A 19183-nucleotide genomic window follows, 5' to 3' on the forward strand; every position below is an offset into this window, starting at 1 on the left:
TTGCACATCGAGAAGCCCCGCCCTCCGAAATTGCTCCGGAAAACGGGGCTGCACCGAAAATTTCACACCTTGCCCTCAAGCCCCCGGTGGGGGCTCGAGGGCATACCCGAACGGCTCAGGCGCGCTTGGCTCGCGCCGTCGACCGGCCCCGGGCGACCTGGTCCAGGACCACCTTGCGGATCCGCACGGCGTCCGGGGTCACCTCGACGCACTCGTCGTCGCGGCAGAACTCCAGGCACTGCTCCAGGGAGAGCTTGCGCGGCGGCACCAGACGCTCGAAGTTGTCCGAGGTGGACTGCCGCATGTTGGTGAGCTTCTTCTCCTTGGTGATGTTCACGTCCATGTCGTCGGCGCGTGAGTTCTCACCGACGATCATGCCCTCGTAGACCGGTGCGGTCGGCTCCACGAACAGCGTGCCGCGCTCCTGCAGGTTGGTGATCGCGAACCCGGTCACCACGCCAGCCCGGTCGGCCACCAGCGAGCCGGAGGGACGGGTGCGCAGCTCGCCCACCCAGGGCTCGTAACCCTCGAAGGTCGCGTGCGAGATGCCGGTGCCCCGGGTGTCGGTCAGGAACTCGGTGCGGAAGCCGATCAGGCCACGTGAGGGCACGGCCCACTCCATCCGGATCCAGCCGGTGCCGTGGTTCGACATCTGCTCCATCCGGCCCGCCCGGACCGCCAGGAGCTGGGTGATCGCACCCATGTACTCCTCGGGGGCGTCGATCGTCAGGCGCTCGAACGGCTCGTGGACCTTGCCGTCGATCACCCGGGTAACCACCTGCGGCTTGCCGACGGTGAGCTCGAACATCTCCCGGCGCATGGTCTCCACCAGGATGGCCAGCGCCAGCTCACCGCGGCCCTGCACCTCCCAGGTGTCGGGGCGCTCGGTGTTCAGCACCCGCATCGAGACGTTACCGATCAGCTCCCGGTCCAGCCGGTCCTTGATCAGGCGCGCGGTGACCTTGGTGCCCTTGGTCGTGCGGCCGGCGAGCGGTGAGGAGTTCGCGCCGATCGTCATCGAGATGGCCGGCTCGTCCACCGTGATCAACGGCAGCGGGATCGGGTTCTCGGCGTCGGCCAGGGTCTCGCCGATGGTGATGTCGGGGATACCGGCGATGGCGACGATGTCGCCCGGGCCGGCTTCCTCGGCGGGCTCACGGGTGAGCGCCTTGGTGATCAGCAGCTCGGTGATCTTGACCCGGCTGATCGTGCCGTCGTGCTTGCACCAGGCCACCTGCTGGCCCTTGCGGAGCGTGCCGTTGTGCACCCGGCACAGGGCGAGACGACCGAGGAACGGCGAGGCGTCCAGGTTCGTCACGTGCGCCTGGAGCGGCATCTTGTCGTCGTACGACGGCGCCGGCACGGTGTCCAGCAGCACCTGGAACAGCGGCTCCAGGTTCTCCGAGTCGGGCAGCTCGCCGTTCTCGGGGCGCTTCAGCGAGGCCCGCCCGGCCCGGCCCGACGCGTAGATGATCGGGAAGTCGAGCGCGGTGTCGGGGTCGAGACCCGTGCCGTCGAGCAGGTCCATGAACAGCTCGTAGGTCTCGTCGACGACCTCGGAGATCCGTGCGTCCGGACGGTCGGTCTTGTTGACCACGAGGATCACCGGCATCTTCGCCTGGAGGGCCTTGCGCAGCACGAACCGGGTCTGCGGCAGGGGGCCCTCGGAGGCGTCGACCAGCAGGGCGATGGCGTCGACCATGCTCAGGCCGCGCTCCACCTCGCCACCGAAGTCGGCGTGACCGGGGGTGTCGATGATGTTGAAGGTGACCCCACCGTCAGGTGCTCCCGGCCCTGAATACCGCACCGCGGTGTTCTTGGCGAGGATGGTGATGCCCTTCTCGCGCTCCAGGTCGTTGGAGTCCATCGCCCGGTCGTCCACGTGCGCGTGGTCGCCGAAAGAGCCGGTCTGCCAGAGCATGGCATCGACGAGCGTGGTCTTTCCGTGGTCGACGTGGGCGACAATGGCGACATTGCGCAGGTCGTCACGGGTCTGCGTAGGCATGCTGGACCGATCCGGTTGTGGGGTGGGGACGATTGATGTTACCCGCGCCTCAGGGAGCGTGACGCTCCTCCGCCAGGGCGGTGAGCGCAGCCACGATCGGCAGGTCAGCCGGTAGCCAGTTCACCTCGCCCCATCGGCCCAGCGGCAGATGACGCAGTTCGTCGTGCGCCTCGATCGGCGCCGGCTCACCTTCGGTCACCCGCACCAGCCAGACGCGCATGCGATGCGACGGCGGGAGATCCCAGCCCAGGCCGTTCGGGGCCACCAGCTCCTCGCCGACCTCGATTTTAACCCCCAGTTCCTCGTGCAGCTCACGGTGCAGGGCCTGGAGGGGTTCTTCCCCGGGGTCGACCTTGCCTCCGGGCAGCTCCCAGCCACCGGCCAGGTGAGGGGGTTCGGTGCGGCGCGCAGCCAGCAGAACGGTGGGACGGGCCAGGTCGTCGACCACGGCTCCGCCGACCACCATCGTGGGCATTTTCTCGGTCACAGTCCGCGATCATCCCAAGTCCGGACGGCTACCGCACACCGTGGGTGCGCCGGGAGAGTGAACCGGCCGGTAATCCGGCCCACGTCATACCCTTGACCCATGCCTGAGCTGCTGACGATGCAGGAACTGGACACGGCCCTGGCGGGACTGCCGGCCGTCCACAAGTCCGGTACCTCCCTGCTGCGCGTCCGCGTGCAGGCCCCCGGTTTTCCCCAGGCGGTCGATCTGGTGTCCCGGGTGGCGACGAGCGCCCAGGAGATGAACCACCACCCCGACATCGACGTGCGCTTCGACAAGGTCACGTTCACCCTCAGCACCCACAGTTCCGGCGGGGTCACCGCGCTCGACGTCGAGCTCGCGCAGCGCATCATGCTGCACGTCGACGCGGTCGGGGCCCGGGTGCTGCCCCCGGCCGCCCGGGTCGAGCTGGCCATCGACACCCTCGACGCCGACGCCATCCGCCCGTTCTGGCGGGCCGGGCTGGGTTACGTGGAGCGCCGCGGCGACGAGGGCCTGGAGCTGCACAATCCCGACGAGGTCGGCCCGGTGGTGTGGTTCCAGCCGATGGCGCAGCCCCGCCCCGACCGCAATCGCATCCACGTCGACGTCTACGTGGCGTTCGACGAGGCCCCGAAGCGGGTCGCCGACGCGGTCGAGGCCGGTGGCCGGCTGGTCACCGACGAGTTCGCCCCCGACTGGTGGGTGCTCGCCGACGCCGACGGCAACGAACTGTGTGTCTGCACCCAATAGCCACCCGTAGCAACCCGGTAGTTACGAGGACGTCCAGGTGTTGACGTTGTAGGTGACGCCGGACCAGCTCGGGTTGTCCTGCACGCCCTGCACCTTGGTGTCGGTGGCGAGCAGGGCCGGGAAGGCGAAGATCGGCACGTCGACCAGGTCGCGCCACAGTGCCGTGTCCAGCTGCTTCAGCAGGTCCTGCTGGCGGCCCTCGTCCAGTTCCCCGGCCAGGTCGGTGTAGAGCCCGTCGACCTTCTTGCTGGCGTACCCGAGGCGGTTCTCCGCCCCCTTCGACGTGTACACGGCCGACGACTGGGTGACCGAGGCCGAGTTGGTGGAGCTGTACAGGGCCACGTCGAAGGTGCCGCGCACCAGCTCCGAGGAGAGAAAGGTGTAGCTGCCCGCGTCCACGACCTTGAAGCCGGCCTTACCGCACGACTTCTTGATCAGCTCGACCTCGTTCTCACGACGCAGGTCGGGCGCCAGGTAGGCGATCTCGACGCGGGTGCCGACCTTCTTCTCCTTCTCCAGGATCTTGCGGGCCCCGGCGACGTCCACCTTCGCGTAGTCCTGCCCGCCGGTCTGCGCGAACTCGGGGTAGCCCTTCTGGAACGGCAGCTGGAAGCGGGACTGCAGCACCTGCGCCCCGGGATTCAGCGGTTTGATCAGCTCGTCCACGATCTGCTGACGCGGAAGACATTTCGTGAATGCCTCGCGCAGGGCCCGGGACGAGAAGAGGCCGTCGACGTTGTAGTCGGCGTGCTCCCAGGCCGCCGAGTCGTGCCCGGACACCTTCACCGCGTCACCCGCGGCGGAGAGCGTCTTGCGGATCTTCTCGGTCGGGGCCGGGTCGATCACCTGCACCGTGCCGTCGACCAGCGCCTGGGCCTGGTCCTGGGTGTGCACCAGCCGGAACACGATGTTCCGGGCGGCCGGCACCGTGCCCCACCACCGCGGGTTCGGCTCCAGGGTCAGCGCCTTGCCCGGCTTCCACGAGGCCACCTGGTAGGGGCCGGAACTCGGGGAGATCGCGGTCTCGTACCTCCCCGGGTCGAACAGCCAGCCGGTGTTGTAGAACCGGCCGACCTTGCGCATCGTGGCGTTCTTCCCGCTCTTCACCGCGGAGATCAGGTCCTTGACGCCGGACCGCTTCTCGACGATGTGGGCGGGCAGGATCGTCGACGGCCCGAAGAACGTCTTCCAGTCGGCGTACGGACGCTCGAACGTCATGGTGAACGTGCGGTCGCCGTCGGCGCACTTCGGCATCGAGGCCCGCGCCCAGGCGCCCGGGGTGAGCGAGGAGAACGCCGTCAACTTGGCCTTGGTGTACTGGTCGACCTCACCGGTGGGCCAGCGCCCGACGTTGGCGGCCCAGGCGAGCACCGCGTCGTCGCAGTCGATCGGCTCACCGTCCGACCAGAGGGCGGCGTCGGCGAACGTGTACTTCACGGTCTGCGGGTCGGTGCCGGTGAGCTCGAAGGTGCCGAACTCGGTGTCGGGCACCACCCCGCCCTCCGGCCCGTAGGACCAGAACCCCCGCAGCACCTGGTTCAGCACGGCGGCGTTCGCCGGGTTGGCCTGGTCGGCGGTGTTGTTGTTGTAGGAGGAGAACTCCGAGGGAGTGGCGTAGGTCAGCTCGATCGGTGCGGTGGAGGGGGTGGGCGACGGCGTGGTGGGATCACCGTCGGGCTCGGGGTTGCTGCCCCCGCCGCCGGAGCAGGCGGCCAGCGCCAGCGCGGCCCCGGTCAGGACGGCGATCAGGGTTCTCGGCTGCCGTGAGCGGCTCAAGCGAGGGTCCTTTCCTGAGCGGCGATCACCGGCCTGCCAGCCGTTCTGTCCAATAAATCCGCAAGCGACCGATTTATCAAGAGTAACGACGGTGCGTTACCCAGGCGTGACGCACCGCTCCCCGACCGTAGTCCTTCGGCCCGGCCGGGCGCTGGGGCTTCGATCCGGGTATTTTTGAACGGATGATCACTCCGGCTCGTTGAGGTAGCTGGACGGGTTCCGACCGGGCGGGAGGCGACACGATGGGCAAGAAGTGGCATTCGCACGCCGTCCACCACGTCGCCGAGCGCTGCCCGGTCCACAGCAAGAACATCTATCCGAGCTCCGCCGTCGCCGGCATCGCCGCGAAGAACGTCGAGCGCAAGGAAGGCCTGGAGTCGGGCGCGATGGACACCTTCTACTGCGAGGAGTCCAAGGGCTGGCACATCGGCCACCGCTCGATCCGCGCCCGCATCGAGCGAAAGTGGTCCATCTGAATGCTTGACGTCGACGTTCTCCGCTCCCACTTCCCCGCCCTCGCCGAGGGTGCGGCCCACTTCGACGGGGCCGGCGGCACGCAGACCGCCGACGTGGTCGGCGACGCCATCCGCAGCACGATGCTCTCGGACATCTCCAACCGGAACACGGTCACGGCTGCCGAGCGCCGGGCCGAAGAGGTGGTCACGCGGGCCCGGGGAGCCCTGGCCGACCTGCTCGAGGCCGATCCGGGCGGCGTGGTGTTCGGTCGCAGCATGACCCAGCTGACCTTCGACTTCTCCCGGGCCCTGGCCAAGACCTGGCGGCCGGGTGACGAGGTGGCACTCAGCCGTCTCGACCACGACGCGAACGTGCGGCCCTGGGTGATCGCGGCGCAGGCGGCGGGCGTCACCGTGCGCTGGATCGACTTCGACCCGGCCACCGGCGAGCTCACCCCCGACCACGTGCGCGAGCAGCTCTCGGAGAAGACCCGCCTGGTCGCCCTGACCGGTGCGTCCAACCTGATCGGCACCCGGCCCGCCCTGCGACCGATCGCCGATCTGGTGCACGCGACCACCGGCGCGCTGTTCTACGTCGACGCCGTGCACCTGGCCGCCCACGCCCCGGTGTCGCTGCCCGGTTTCGGCGCGGACTTCCTGGCCTGCTCGCCGTACAAGTTCTTCGGCCCGCACTGCGGCGTGGTCGCGGCCGCGCCGGCACTGCTGGCCGAGCTGCACCCCGACAAACTGCTGCCCTCCAGCGACTCCGTGCCGGAGCGGTTCGAGCTGGGCACGCTGCCCTACGAGCTGATGGCCGGCGTCACCGCCGCGATCGACTTCATCGCCGGCCTGGCCCCGGACGCCTCCGGGCACCGCCGCGACCGGCTCGTCGCCGCGATGAGCGCGACGGCGGCCCACGAAGACGCGCTGCGGGCGAAGATCGAGACCGGGCTGGACGAGATCGGCGGCATCACCGTGTGGTCGCGGGCGGCCGAGCGGACTCCCACCCTGCTGCTGACCTTCGACCAGCACGAGGCCGCGGACGCGTACCCGTTCCTCGCCGATCGCGGCGTCAACGTCCCGGCCGGTTCCTTCTACGCCTACGAACCGGCCCGGCACCTGGGACTGGGCCCGGCCGGCGGCCTTCGTATCAGCCTGAGCGCGTACAACAACGACGACGACGTGAACCGGCTGCTGGCCGGGATCCGCGAGTTCGTCAGCCGCTGAGCCGGCCCAGGTACGACGGCCCGGCCGGCGCTCTTACACAGAAGCTGGCTGTGGGGTGTGGCTAGCGCTTACCCGACGAGACATGGGCGCAACGCATGACCTCGAGAAAACCGTCGGTGTCGAGCTGGGTCGCCGGTAGCCGGTCACGTTCGGGGCAGGCCCGCAGACCTTCCAGGACGATTTCGAGCGGTCGCCGCCAGAGGTCGGGCTGCACCGCCCGGCAACCGTCCATCACCGGGCCGAGCATCAGCGGGATCATGCCCAGGTCGTAGGTGGTGACCTCGGGGCGGACGACCCCGGCCTCGCGGGCCCGCTCCACGATCCGGTCGAGCAGCGGCATCAGGTCGGCACGACAGGCCGTCATGGCATCGCTGGTGACGTTGTGCATCAGGAACTCCTTGAGCCCCCGGTTACCGGCCTGGAGCTCCAGCGACTGGGTGACGAAGGAGACGAGCCCCCGCCACGGGTCCGGGTTCTCGAGAGCCGCCCGGGCGATGCTCATCACCTGGTCCATCTCCTCCGCGAACAGGGCCTCGAGCAGCGAGTCCTTGTCGGGGAAGCGCCGGTAGACCGTGCCCACGGCGACATCGGCCGCCTCGGCGAGCTGGTCGTGGCTGACGCCGAGACCGTGCTGGGCGACCAGCGTGCGCGCAGCCTGGAGGATCCGCTGACGGTTGCGCTCGGCATCTTTCCGCAGCGGCCGACAGGTCTGCGCCCGGTCCATGACCACGGGGCCAGTGTACGTGGGACGGCCCGTTCAGGCGAGATAAGTGGAGAGTTCATTTCTAAGTTGACAGATCTCTCCACTTACCGGGTAAGGTCTCACTGTTCTCAAAGTCGAGATCCTTCTCCACTTATTCCGCGCGGCCGGCGAGTCCGCCTGCGGAACAGCCAGACTTTTCTTCCCAGAACAGGACCCTCATGGCGTCTGTAGAAAGCGTCGATCGCGCGGCCTCACAGGGCAGCGCACTCGACGGCGAACCGGATCCCCGCAGATGGTGGGCCCTCGGGATCATCGCCATCGCCCAGCTGATGGTCGTGCTCGACGCGTCCATCGTGAACATCGCCCTGCCCTCGGCCCAGGCCGACCTCAACATCAGTGACGCCAACCGCCAGTGGGTCGTCACCGCGTACACGCTGGCCTTCGGTGGCCTGCTGCTGCTCGGCGGTCGCATCGCCGACTACACCGGCCGCAAGCGGATCTTCCTGATCGGCCTGATCGGCTTCGCGGTCGCCTCGGCCCTCGGTGGCGCCGCGACCAACGACGTGATGCTGTTCGGCGCCCGCGCCCTCCAGGGTGTCTTCGCCGCTCTCCTTGCCCCGGCCGCACTTTCGCTGCTGCAGGTGAGCTTCACCGACGCCAAGGAACGCGCTCGCGCGTTCGGTGTCTACGGTGCGATCTCCGGTGGTGGCGCCGCGATCGGCCTGATCCTCGGCGGCGTGCTCACCGAGTACGTGAGCTGGCGCTGGTGCCTCTTCGTGAACGTCCCGATCGCCGTGCTCGCCGCGATCGCCGCGATCGGTGTGGTGCGCGAGAGCAAGGCCCACGGCGACACCCGTTACGACGTGCCCGGTGCGGTGCTGGTCAGTGGTGGCCTGGCCTCCCTGGTCTACGGCTTCACCCAGGCCGCCGAGGCGGAGGACGGCTGGACCGACACGAGCACCATCACCTGGCTGGCCGTCGCGGCCGTGCTGCTGATCGGTTTCGTGGTCTGGGAGACCCGTACCCGCCACCCGCTGCTGCCGCTGCGCGTCGTGCTCGACCGCAACCGGGGCGCCGCCTACGCGTCGTCGCTGCTGATCGGCGCCGGCCTGTTCGCGATGTTCCTGTTCCTGGCGTACTACTTCCAGCAGAACCTGGGCTACAGCGCGATCAAGTCGGGCTTCGCCTTCCTGCCCTTCAGCGTCGGCATCATCGTTTCGGCCACCGTGGCCAGCAGCCTGATGCCGAAGGTCAACCCGCGGATCCTGCTCGTGGTCGGCGGAGTGCTGGCCACGGCCGGGCTGGCGCTGCTCACCCGCATCGACCTCGACAGCAGCTGGCTCACGCTGGTCCTGCCGGCCGAGGTGCTGATCAGCCTGGGCATGGGCCTGTTCTTCGTGGTCTCGGCCAGCCTGGCGCTGACCAAGGTCGAGGAGCACGACGCCGGTGTCGCCAGCGCCATGCTGAACACCAGCCAGCAGATCGGTGGTGCGCTCGGTACCGCGCTCCTGAACACGCTTTTCGCGAGCGCCGTGACGAGCTGGATGACCGACAACGCCGGTTCCGGAAACGGCAACGTGCAGCAGCTGGCCAGTGAGGCTGCGATCCACGGTTACCACGTGGCGTTCTGGGTCGGCTCGGCCTTCATCGCGACGGCCACGATCATCACGCTGCTCATGGTCAACGCCCGTAGCAGCGACCTCAGCAACGAAGGCGCCGTGCACGTCGGTTAGCGCAGGTCGGTTCGTGCATGTCGGTTGGTGCATGGCCACGAAGCCTTCACCGCACGAGGCCGGATGGATCGATGACGCGGGTGAGCCCCTCCGGGGGCCACCCGCGTCATCCAGTTTGCCGGTCCACCTCGGCGGTGAAGGCCAGCAGGACATCGGCGAGCGGGCCGGTGACGGCCGCCGGCAGTGCGTGCCCCAGGCCGGGAATCGTGACCAGTCGCGCGCCGGCGATGGTCTCGGCGATGTGCGCGGCGTGCGGGGGCGGGTTGATCGGGTCGTTCGGGGCCTCCACCACCAGGGTGGGAGCCTTCACGGTGACCAGTTCCGGCCCCCGGTCGAGGCCTTCCTGATCGGCCCGGGCGTGGGCGGTCGACGACCGCTCGTGGCCGGTGTGATCGATGATCGCCTGTTCCAGCCGCCGGAACTCGTTCTCGTCGAACGGGATCATCGGGCCGTTGAGCAGCCGCCAGTGCTCGACCCGGAAGGCCATCTCGTCCGCCGGGCCGCGCTCGTCGCCCAGATGCCCCCAGAGCTCGAGCAGTTCCGAGCTCGGCCCGGGAAGTTCGCCCGTGTCCCAGGCGCTGAGCGCTGCGGTGGCGAAAACGCTCGCGCTGAGCACTCTTTCCGGGTGGTCGAGCAGTACCAGCTGCACCAGGGTGCCACCCAGGGACATGCCGACGAGATGCGCCTTCTCCAGTCCGAGCCCGTCGAGCACGCCCACCACGTCGGTCGCCAGATCGGTCAGCGCGTAGGGATGCTCGTCGAAGGCCCAGGTCGAGCGGCCGGTGTCACGGTGGTCGTACCGGATCACCCGGTGGCTCGCCGCCAGCCGGTCGACCAGCGAGTCCGGCCAGCCGACACCACTGGCGTTGGCCCCCATCACCAGCACGATCGGCGTACCCGAGCCCCGTTCGTCCACCCACAGCTCGTAGTCCGGCGTGACCTGCACCCGATGCTCCATGCGTTTCACGCTAACAACGGTGGGCGGCGAGGGCACGTGTAAAACCCGCCTCCCCCGGGGCCGGCCCTGTCACGATGGCCGCATGACCGGGGACACGAAGAGCCAATTACGTGAGTACCTGCAGGAGACACGGGACGCACTGATGTGGAAGCTGGAGGGCCTGTCGGAGTACGACCTCCGGCGCCCCCTGGTACCGACCGGCACGAATCTGCTGGGACTTCTCAAACACGTGGCCGTGGTGGAAGCCGGATACTTCGGCAGCGTTTTCGGGCGGCCCTTCGCCGACGAGCCGTTCGCCTGCCTGGCGGACGATGCCGCACCCGACGCCGACCTGTACGCCACGGCCGACGAGACGCCGGACCAGCTCCGCGACCTCTACCGCCGGGTGCAGGCACATTCCGACGCCACGATCGAGGCCCTCGATCTCGACGCGACCGGCACCGTGCCCTGGTGGCGGCCCGGGAGTAACACCGTCACCCTGCACCGGATCCTGATCCACATGATCTACGAGACCGGCCGGCACGCGGGCCAGGCCGACATCGTGCGGGAGCTCATCGACGGCTCGGCCGGGCGCCTCCCGAGCAAGACCAACCTGCCCGACGTCACCACCGCGGAACGGGCGGCCCGGCGCGACCGGATCGAGCAGATCGCCCAAAGCTTCGCCTGACCTGCACGATTGAGGACGACGACCAGCTCGGGACTGTTCGTCGTCCTCAATCTTCGGTTCTTCTCAGTTCTTGACCACACCGCTCAGCGGCCACCACTGCGGAAGCATCTGCACGTAGATCCGCATGAAGTCGTCGATGCCGAGCTCGGGGCGTTCCAGCCAGCCCGCGATCGCACCGACGGTGCCGTCGGCCACCAGACGAGCGGCGATGTCGGCGGCCACCTCGTCGGGGATACCGCTGACCGGCACCTCCACGCGCACGCGGGCGAGCGCCAGCAGCAACTGGCTCGACTCCAGGAAGTGCGACCCCAGCATCGAGCGCAGACCGACCTCCGAGGTGTACGCAAGGTCACGCCGGTAGATGTCGACGTTCTTCTCGATATGCCTCATCACCCCGACGGTCACCTCGGTCACCACCTCGCCCAGGTCCCTGCCGGTCTCGTCCAGCAGGGCCTGACGCAGCTCGTCGAGGTCCGACAGCAGGGCCTGACGCAGCAGCTCGTCCGGCGAGGAGGCGTGCTCGTAGAACGTCGATCGGTGGACGCCCGCCTCCCTGGCCAGCTCGGACACGCTCACCTGCGTGACGGGGCGCTCCTGGGCCAATCGGAGCACGGCCTGGTGCAACCGCTCGCGGCTCCGGCGTTGCCGTGCGTCCATTCGTGAACCCTCCCGGGAATGTTTATCCGACAGTCGTCGGTTATCTTGATGTCAACACAACACATTGCAAGGGGCGAACGAACTCCCCAGACCGGCCGTTCGTCCCTTCGCCCCGAGGACGGAGAACATCATGGCCACTTACGACGTAGCGGGCCGCTCGGCGATCGTCACGGGCGCCGGTTCCGGCATCGGGCGGGCCATCGCCCTTCTGCTGGCGGCCAACGGCGCCAGTGTCATCGTGTCGGACATCAGTGCCGAGCACGCCGACCTGGTGACGAAGGAGATCATGGCTGCCGGTGGCGTGGCCCAGGCCTTTGTCGGCGACGTCAGCGATGTCGCCTCGCACCCCGCGATGGTCGACGCCGCGAACGCCCTGGCCCCCCTGAAGATCGCCGTGAACAACGCCGGCATCGGCGCCCCGCCCGCCCCGATCGCCGAGTACGACATCGAGAAGTGGAAGAAGGTCGTCGAGGTCAACCTCAACGCCGTCTTCTACGGCCTGCACGCCCAGATCCCGGCCATGATCTCGAACGGCGGCGGCTCGATCGTCAACATGGCCTCGGTGCTGGCCTCGGTCGGCATCGCGAACAACTCGGCGTACGTCACCACCAAGCACGGCCTTCTCGGCCTGACCAAGAACGCCGCCCTGGAGCACTCGCCGCAGGGCGTGCGGGTCAACGCCGTGGGCCCCGGCTTCATCCACACCCCGCTGGTGGACGCCACCCTCGACGCCGACGCCCAGAAGTTCCTGGCCGATCAGCACGCCCTGGGCCGGCTGGGGACGTCGGAAGAGGTCGCCGCACTGGTCGCCTTCCTGGCCTCCGACGCCGCGAGCTTCATCACCGGCAGCTATCACCTCGTCGACGGCGGATACTCGGCGCACTGAGCACATTCTGCACGACCGGGGAACCCCTGGCTCCTCAGCCGGGCCTTCCCCGGTCGCAGAACTGTTGAGGCACCGTTAGGCCTTTTGCCTCACCGGGCTTAGCGCGAACCCTCCTACGCTCCACGACGTGACTCGCCGGAACCAACGCCTCGTCGGAATCATCGCCGCCATTGCCCTGGTCATGGGGGGCTTCGGCTACCTCGGACTGCGTTCGCGCTCCTCGAACGCAAACGCCGCCCAGGCCTCGCTGGTCGCGGCCGACCTGCCGCAGGCCGCCTCCACGACCACCTCGTCCGCCCCCACGGCTACTTCCACCGCATCCGCAGATGCGCTCAAGAAGAAGGCCGCGGCCGCCCGCAAGCGCGCGAAGGCGCTGCGGGAACGGATCGCCAGGGCCCGCAAGGCCGCAGCGACGAAAACGCCCACGGCGGCTCCCACTCCCACGACCGGCACGGGTACTGGTTCCGGCCCGGACACGGTCGGCTCGGTGAAGAAGGGCGCCGCTCTCTGGAAGCAGGACAGCATCACCGCCTCGCTGAAAGACTCGGGTGTCAGCTGGTTCTACAACTGGTCCCCGGAACCGCAGGGGGTGAGCGCCCCCGCCGGCGTCGACTTCGTCCCGATGATCTGGGGCGCCGACTCCGTCACCAGCGCCAACCTGGCCGCCGCCCAGAAGAACGGCAACACCCTGCTCGGCTTCAATGAGCCCGACCTGGGTGAACAGTCGAACATGACGGTCGAGAAGGCCCTCGAACTGTGGCCGCAGCTGGAAGACACCGGCATGCGCCTCGGCAGCCCGGCCGTCGCCTGGGGCGCCGACCAGGACGGGCAATGGCTCGACAAGTTCATGGCCGGGGCCAAGACCAAGGGTTACGACGTCGACTTCATCACGCTGCACTGGTACGGCTCGGACTTCACCAGTGCGAACGCCACCGCCCAGCTGAAGTCGTACATCGAGGCCGTGCACCGCAAGTACGGCAAGCCGATCTGGCTGACCGAGTACTCGCTGATGAACTTCGCCGCCGGGGCCCAGAAGTTCCCCTCGGCCGCGAACCAGGCCGAGTTCGTGACATCGTCCACCAAGATGCTCGAGAGCCTGAGCTACGTCGAGCACTACTCCTGGTTCGCCTTCCCGACCTCCACCAACGGTCAGGACGAGACCGGCCTGTACCGGCCCGACGGCTCCGCCACCCAGCCCGGCGAGGCCTACCGGGTGGCCGGCTGACTCCGGCCGATCCCGACCGACCTCTAGACCCGGCCGTCGAAGCCTCCCCTGAAGGGGCTTCGGCGGCCGGTTGCCGTTGGGCTCAGAAGGTCTGCACGAGCTCGATCAGCCCCACGATGTTGTCGTTGAACTCGTCGAGATCTTCTGCCGGGATCCAGTATTCGAGAATCGTCCGGCCACCGACCTGATGCACCGGGTACCGTTCCAGGTACTCGCGGCGCACCTCGAACCGCGTCACGTGACCAGCCCCGGACGCCGGTACGTTCCAGTCCCGGGCGATCCTCACGGCGTAGTCCTCGTTGAGCACCGGGTAGAAGATCGGCTGGTCCGGCAGGCGTGGGGGCCAGCGCTTCCAGCCGCTGTCCCGCACCAACTCGAGCTCGGCCGGGCCGGTCGGCCGCCAGAGCGTCACCGTGGTGTCCATGTTCACGTTCACGTTCACCGACGTTATGCGCTCGGACGCAGGGATTTCCAACGCATTACGGCGCGTCCTCGGGGTGGAGGTAGCTCTCCAGGTCGGTATTGTCGCGAGGTGGTAGCGGAATCGGTTTCAGCGGGGTGAGGTTCTTGGGGCAGTGAATGCGGCCGGGCTCACCCATGACGCCGTCCCCGAACACCCCACCCGTCAGCACGTCGACGCCCATACCGGACATTCTGCCGGGTGAGATCAGGCGGCGAGGGCGCGTTCCCAGAATCTGCGGGTGCGCTCGTCGAAGGCGACCAGCACGCACCGGGCGACCGCACTCTGTGCGCCGCGCAGGGCGTCCACACTGATCCGGCAGGGTTCGAACACCGGGAACCCGCAGGCGCCGACCTCGTCCACCTCAGCGGTGATGCCCCGACTACCACCTCGATCTCCATGGAGGTCATGGTGGCCGACGGTGGCGCAGATGCTATTCAGGCAGAACCGTTGTGATCAGGCCTGGTCGGGCGCCGCCATGTGGTCACGGATCGCCCTGAGCTTGCCCAGTCGCGTGGACGGGTCGTCGATTGCGATCGAGCCCGTGTGCGCCTCGACCACGGCGCTCGGCTTCCACTGCAGGGCCGTCGACTCGTTCGCCGAACCGCGAAGGCGACGGGCCAGATGACGACCGCGCTGACGAGGACCGGTGTTGTCGTGCTGAGCCAAGAGCCTGTACCCCTCACCATTTCTGCCACCAGCCTCGGAAGGGCGGTGCACATTCGTAACAATAGTGCATCGAATGCGTAAAGGATCAAGGGTTGGGTCAGTTTGATCCCGGTTCATCCGTGGGTAAGGACTCCTCTCCAGGTCATCACCCGGTGACGGACCTGGGGAGAAAGGTGCAGCTCCTCCAGGCGCAGCCCTTCGAAAGCCGCCAGGAGGGCCCGCTCCGCCGTCGTACCGTGCTGCCCCAGGAGCTCGTCGATCAGGATCAGCTCACGCTGTGCATCGGTGGTGAGGGCGAAACCTCCACCCAGCCGGGCCGTCTGCAGGTAGTCATCGGCGACGGCCTCCGGCCGTACCCCCGCCGCGTGCAGAAGAACCATGGCCGTCAGACCCGTACGGTCACGCCCGCTCATGCAGTGGAACAGCACACCGCCCTCGGGCGCCTCGGCGAGGGCCGTGAGCACCGCTCCCATCCGTTCGGGCATGGCCGCCAGGTGAGGAAGGAACACCAGCGGGGTCCCGTCCAGACCGCTGTCCTCGAAATAAGGCCAGAACTCGCGGTTCTCCGCCCCGTCGAGATCGACCGCCACCGTCGTCAGCCAGTCCGGCCGGTCGTGGACGTCCCGGGCTCTCTCCCCCGGCGTCCGCAGATCGATGACCGACCGGATCCCGGCCTCGTACATCTGGTCCCACCCGCTCGGCGTGACCCGGTCGACGATCTCGGACCGGAAGAAGACGCCGTAGGGCGTCTCCCCACCGCCCGTGCGCGGGAGGCCACCCAGATCTCGGGCGTTGACCAGCCCGTCCACCCGCAGTATCCGTGAGGATTCACGAGATTCACGAGATTCAGACATGGTGGCATCCTACGAATGCCCGACCGCCGAGGGCCCTGACTCCTGCGTCAGAACTGGAACCCAGCCGTGAGAGTGCGCAGGTCACCGGCTATCCGGGAGAGGTCTGCCGCGGTCTGCCGGGTGGTCTCCACGCTCTCACCGGTGCGTTCACCGGCCCGCGCGACGGAGGCGATCAGATCGGCGATCGAACCGCTGCCCTGGGCCGCCTCGTTGATGCTGCGCCCGATCTCGCTGGTGGTGGCCGACTGTTCCTCGATAGCGGCCGCGATCGTGCTCTGGGTGTTGTTGATCTGTTCCATGATCTGGCCGATGCCTTCGATCGCCTGCACCGAGGCACCGGTGTCGGACTGGATCGCCTGGATCTGCTCGGCGATCTCCCCGGTGGCCTGGGCGGTCTGCTGAGCCAGCTGCTTGACCTCCTCGGCGACCACGGCGAATCCCTTGCCGGCCTCCCCGGCCCGGGCCGCCTCGATGGTGGCGTTCAGCGCCAGGAGGTTGGTCTGCTCGGCGATCGCCTTGATCGCCTTCACCACGTCACCGATCGCCACCGACGACTCCCCGAGCTTGCTGACCGTGGCGTTCGTCTGCTGGGTCATCTCGACGGCCTCCGCCGCGACCTGGCTGGCCGTCGAGGTCGAGCGGGCGATCTCGGTGATGGATGCCGACATCTCCTCGGCCCCGGCCGCTACCGTCTGGACGCTGCCGGAGACCTCGGCCGCGGTCGCCGACGCCGACTCGGCCAGGGTCGCGGACTCCGCTGCGGCCACCGACAACCCGTCAGCGGTTACGGTCATCGTCTCCGAGGTCGACGCCAGCGACGTGACCGTGGCCGAGATCGCCCCGAAGGCCTCGCTCAGCCGGTCCAGGGCCGCGTTGAGCGCCACCGCCATGAGGCCCACCTCGTCGCGGCCGGTCACCGTGAGCCGTTCCGTCAGCCGGCCGGCCGCCACCGACTGCAGCACCGTCACGGCGTTGCCCAGCGGCCGGGCGATCAGCCGGGCGACGATCAGGGCCAGACCGACGCCGGCCAGCATGGCGATCAGGGTCAGGGTCAGCAGGGTCAGTCGTGAACGCGTGTAGGTGCTCGCGGCCGCGTCGGTGGCCTGGTCGGCTCCGTCCGAGTTCAGTGTCGACAGATCCAGCAACATCGCGCTGGCACTGTTGTAGGTGGTGGTGGCCTCCTGGCCGGCGAGAACCGCCAGGGCGGCCTGTTCGCGGCCCTGTTCCGCCAGCGAGATCACCGTGTCGCTGGTCTTCACGTACTCGGACCACAACTGGCCGAACTCGTCGTACTCCTGCTGCTCCCGATCGGAGCTGATCAAGGGTTCGTAGATGCTGCGGGAGTCGGCCACGGTCTTCGTGATGTCGTCCAGCTGGGTGCGGGCCTCGGCCAGCGCCGCCGCGGACGGGGCACTGGCCACCTGGAACTGAGCGATCCGGTAGTCAGAGGTGTTGGTGTTCAGCACGTTGACGATCCGCACGCTGGGCAGCCAGTTGTCCGAGATCTCCACCGACGCGCTCCGGACCGACGCCAGTCCCTGCAGGCCGACCCCGACGAGCACACCGGTGAGCACGATCAGAACCCCCACGACCGTGAGGAATTTCAGCCGGACCTTCAGATCCCTGAACCACTTCAAGGCAACTCCCTATGCCCGGCCGCGGCGACGCGGCAGTTTCCTGGCACTCAAAATCGGCGCGACCGGGCCGTGCCTGAGGAGCGGTACGAGATTGAGGACGGAGGTCCCGGGACCGGCGAAACGACCATTTCGCCGCAGACGAGCCCAGTCATCTGCGGAAGACGTTTCCCGCGTGTGACTCTCCCCATTCAGTAAGCGAATTCAGAGACCAAACCGCGAATGCGGCCGGCCAGCAACCCGAGTTCGGCCGCCGACGCCCGCGTGGCCGTGACCCCTTCCGACATGGACGCGGCAGATCCGGCGACCTCGAGGATGTTCGCCGCGATCTCGTCGGATCCGGAGGCGACATCACCGACGCTGCGGCTGATCTCGGCGGTCGTGGCGGACTGCTGCTCGACCGCGGCCGCGATCGTGTTCTGCATGGCGTTGATCTCATTGATCACCGTCGTGACCTCGGCGCTGGCCTCGCCCAGCCGGTGCACGGTCTGCGCGGTGCTGCTCGCCGTGGTCACCGCGGTCTGGGCCACCCCGGCCGCGTTCGAGGCGTTCTGCGCGATCTCCCGGATCGAGGCACTCATCTCCTCCGTGGCGGCGGACATCGCTCCCACCCCCTGGGAGACCCCGCCCGCCGAGTTCGAGACCAGGTCGGCGCGGCTCGCGGTGGTGTCGGCATTCACGTCCAGCTGCGCGGAGACCGATTGCAGATTCTCCGAGGTGGTTCCGAAGACTCCGGAGGCCTCGGCCAGAGCCCGGATGGCGTCACAGATCTGCCGCAGAGCCAGGGTCAGGGCATCGGCCATCTGGCCGACCTCGTCACGGAATCCCGTCTCGACCTCGGCGTTCAGATCCTTGTCGGCGACCCGGCGCAGCGCCTGGACCATCCGCGCGATGGGCACCGTGATGGAGCGGGCGATCAGGACCGAGGACAGCATGAGGTCTCCTCGGCGAGCGGCACCGAGGCGCCCCCGGCGGACACTGGATTGCCCTGTGCCGTCGAAGCTTGATCTTTCCGGACAGGTTCACCCGAACGACCAGAACCGGGCCGAAAAGCACGGCTGTCCCGATCATGGCCTCACTCCGGTCCCATCAGCTCCGGCGCCACGTGGCCCGGGGCTCCCACCCGATCACCTCCTTCGCCCGGCTGATATCGAAAGCCCCCGTATGAAGCGGCAGATCGCGTCGAACTACTGACTGGGGGCTATGCCGGGCCAGCAACTCCCGGGTCGGGGTCGCACTCGTCGTGTCGTCGGCCGCGATGACCAGCACTTCGTAGGGCCCGGTCCCGGGCCGCGGGTTCAGCGACAGCAGGCAGGCCCGCGCGGCGTCCTCCAGAGCGATGTAGCCGAAGAGGTTGTCGACCTGATCGGCCTCCGGGATCGGAACAGCGAGGCTCCGCACCTCCGGCACCGAGAGAATCCAGTGAAAACGAAGTGCCGTGACCGTCATCCCCCGCCGGGCGTACATCTGGCCCGTGCGCTCCAGGAAGTCCTTGGTCAGCGCGTAGGGATCCACGTACTGCAGCGGACTTTCCTCGTCCACCGGCAGATAGGGCTGCACGAGGGGCTCCGGCGACCAGGCCGGCCCGTAGATCGATCCGCTCGACGCCAGCACCGTGGTGCGGATTCCCGCACGCCAGGCCTCTTCCAGGGCGTTGAACGTGGTGAGGGTGTTGATCCGCACCAGCTCGACCGGCTCGATGTTCTCCGGACTCGGAATGGCTGCGCAATGAATCACCGCGTCGCACCCCCGCAGGGACTGCGCGACCGCTCCGGCATCCAGCAGGTCGACCGAACGTCCATCCGTATCCGGTACCAGATCGGCGGGCACGTACTGATGCCCCTCGATCTCGAGCTGCCGGCACACCTCGCGGCCCAGCTTCCCCCGCGCCCCACTCACCCAGACCTTCATACGGCGGCCCCGGACACTGGGCGGTGAACGCGTTCCCCGCGGTCGACTTGGACGGACAGGAGCGTGGGCCGCCCGGTGAGAGCGGGCCCACGCGGCAATGGTGGCTTCACCCCACCAGGGTCGGGC

The 19183-nt window shown here is 68.3% G+C and carries 21 protein-coding genes; 7 read left to right on the top strand and 14 right to left on the bottom strand.

What is annotated here, in order from left to right; genetic code table 11:
• Positions 1-115: 115 nt before the first annotated feature.
• Entirely contained in the window at positions 116-2005 is a 1890-nt protein-coding gene (gene typA / locus QSK05_RS09445) for a translational GTPase TypA (protein WP_285596128.1), read from the bottom strand.
• Positions 2006-2054: 49 nt separating this feature from the next.
• Positions 2055-2492, bottom strand: coding sequence for a (deoxy)nucleoside triphosphate pyrophosphohydrolase (locus QSK05_RS09450; protein ID WP_285596130.1), 438 nt, complete (start codon positions 2490-2492; stop codon positions 2055-2057).
• Positions 2493-2591: 99 nt separating this feature from the next.
• On the opposite strand from QSK05_RS09450, the gene QSK05_RS09455 reads away from it, so the two are divergent.
• Entirely contained in the window at positions 2592-3242 is a 651-nt protein-coding gene (locus QSK05_RS09455; protein ID WP_285596132.1) for a 4a-hydroxytetrahydrobiopterin dehydratase, read from the top strand.
• Positions 3243-3263: 21 nt separating this feature from the next.
• Here the strand turns inward: QSK05_RS09455 and QSK05_RS09460 are convergent, their stop codons facing one another.
• Entirely contained in the window at positions 3264-5018 is a 1755-nt protein-coding gene (locus QSK05_RS09460) for an ABC transporter family substrate-binding protein (protein ID WP_285596133.1), read from the bottom strand.
• 242 nt (positions 5019-5260) lie between these two features.
• Between QSK05_RS09460 and QSK05_RS09465 the strand changes: the two genes are divergently transcribed.
• Positions 5261-5494 (top strand): hypothetical protein, encoded by a 234-nt coding sequence (locus QSK05_RS09465; protein WP_285596136.1) that lies wholly within the window; start codon positions 5261-5263, stop codon positions 5492-5494.
• Entirely contained in the window at positions 5495-6700 is a 1206-nt protein-coding gene (locus tag QSK05_RS09470; protein ID WP_285596139.1) for a cysteine desulfurase-like protein, read from the top strand.
• Between the two features lie 61 nt (positions 6701-6761).
• Here the strand turns inward: QSK05_RS09470 and QSK05_RS09475 are convergent, their stop codons facing one another.
• Complete coding sequence (locus tag QSK05_RS09475; protein ID WP_285596500.1) at positions 6762-7424, bottom strand: TetR/AcrR family transcriptional regulator; 663 nt, start codon at positions 7422-7424, stop codon at positions 6762-6764.
• 197 nt (positions 7425-7621) lie between these two features.
• Between QSK05_RS09475 and QSK05_RS09480 the strand changes: the two genes are divergently transcribed.
• Positions 7622-9136: an MFS transporter gene (locus QSK05_RS09480; protein WP_285596141.1), complete on the top strand. Its 1515-nt coding sequence runs from the start codon at positions 7622-7624 to the stop codon at positions 9134-9136.
• A gap of 106 nt (positions 9137-9242) precedes the next feature.
• Here the strand turns inward: QSK05_RS09480 and QSK05_RS09485 are convergent, their stop codons facing one another.
• Positions 9243-10094, bottom strand: a complete 852-nt coding sequence (locus QSK05_RS09485; RefSeq protein ID WP_285596143.1) for an alpha/beta fold hydrolase — start codon at positions 10092-10094, stop codon at positions 9243-9245.
• An 82-nt stretch (positions 10095-10176) separates the two neighbouring features.
• Between QSK05_RS09485 and QSK05_RS09490 the strand changes: the two genes are divergently transcribed.
• Positions 10177-10761: a DinB family protein gene (locus tag QSK05_RS09490; protein ID WP_285596145.1), complete on the top strand. Its 585-nt coding sequence runs from the start codon at positions 10177-10179 to the stop codon at positions 10759-10761.
• 63 nt (positions 10762-10824) lie between these two features.
• On the opposite strand, the gene QSK05_RS09495 is transcribed toward QSK05_RS09490, so the two are convergent.
• Positions 10825-11418: a TetR/AcrR family transcriptional regulator gene (locus QSK05_RS09495; protein ID WP_285596147.1), complete on the bottom strand. Its 594-nt coding sequence runs from the start codon at positions 11416-11418 to the stop codon at positions 10825-10827.
• A gap of 130 nt (positions 11419-11548) precedes the next feature.
• Between QSK05_RS09495 and QSK05_RS09500 the strand changes: the two genes are divergently transcribed.
• Together QSK05_RS09500 and QSK05_RS09505 are read left to right on the top strand one after the other, a co-directional pair.
• Complete coding sequence (locus QSK05_RS09500) at positions 11549-12304, top strand: SDR family NAD(P)-dependent oxidoreductase (RefSeq protein ID WP_285596149.1); 756 nt, start codon at positions 11549-11551, stop codon at positions 12302-12304.
• A gap of 127 nt (positions 12305-12431) precedes the next feature.
• Positions 12432-13529 carry a glycoside hydrolase family protein gene (locus tag QSK05_RS09505; protein ID WP_285596151.1) on the top strand — a complete coding sequence of 366 codons (1098 nt, stop codon included), beginning with the start codon at positions 12432-12434 and terminating at the stop codon, positions 13527-13529.
• 82 nt (positions 13530-13611) lie between these two features.
• On the opposite strand, the gene QSK05_RS09510 is transcribed toward QSK05_RS09505, so the two are convergent.
• The 8 genes from QSK05_RS09510 to QSK05_RS09545 form a co-directional block, all read right to left on the bottom strand.
• Positions 13612-13953 carry a hypothetical protein gene (locus tag QSK05_RS09510; protein WP_352300742.1) on the bottom strand — a complete coding sequence of 114 codons (342 nt, stop codon included), beginning with the start codon at positions 13951-13953 and terminating at the stop codon, positions 13612-13614.
• A 55-nt stretch (positions 13954-14008) separates the two neighbouring features.
• Complete coding sequence (locus tag QSK05_RS09515; protein ID WP_285596155.1) at positions 14009-14173, bottom strand: hypothetical protein; 165 nt, start codon at positions 14171-14173, stop codon at positions 14009-14011.
• A 23-nt stretch (positions 14174-14196) separates the two neighbouring features.
• Entirely contained in the window at positions 14197-14352 is a 156-nt protein-coding gene (locus QSK05_RS09520) for a hypothetical protein (protein WP_285596159.1), read from the bottom strand.
• A gap of 93 nt (positions 14353-14445) precedes the next feature.
• The gene (locus QSK05_RS09525; RefSeq protein WP_285596161.1) at positions 14446-14658 is read right to left on the bottom strand and encodes a hypothetical protein; all 213 of its coding nucleotides are present in this window, start codon (positions 14656-14658) and stop codon (positions 14446-14448) included.
• Positions 14659-14771: 113 nt separating this feature from the next.
• The gene (locus tag QSK05_RS09530) at positions 14772-15512 is read right to left on the bottom strand and encodes a tyrosine-protein phosphatase (RefSeq protein WP_285596164.1); all 741 of its coding nucleotides are present in this window, start codon (positions 15510-15512) and stop codon (positions 14772-14774) included.
• 47 nt (positions 15513-15559) lie between these two features.
• Positions 15560-17149, bottom strand: coding sequence for a methyl-accepting chemotaxis protein (locus QSK05_RS09535; RefSeq protein ID WP_285596166.1), 1590 nt, complete (start codon positions 17147-17149; stop codon positions 15560-15562).
• Positions 17150-17337: 188 nt separating this feature from the next.
• Complete coding sequence (locus tag QSK05_RS09540; RefSeq protein WP_285596169.1) at positions 17338-18081, bottom strand: HAMP domain-containing protein; 744 nt, start codon at positions 18079-18081, stop codon at positions 17338-17340.
• Positions 18082-18235: 154 nt separating this feature from the next.
• Positions 18236-19045 (bottom strand): NAD-dependent epimerase/dehydratase family protein, encoded by an 810-nt coding sequence (locus QSK05_RS09545; RefSeq protein WP_285596171.1) that lies wholly within the window; start codon positions 19043-19045, stop codon positions 18236-18238.
• Between the last annotated feature and the right edge of the window lie 138 nt (positions 19046-19183).

It is taken from the genome of Kineosporia sp. NBRC 101731 (assembly GCF_030269305.1).
Lineage (GTDB): Bacteria > Actinomycetota > Actinomycetes > Actinomycetales > Kineosporiaceae > Kineosporia.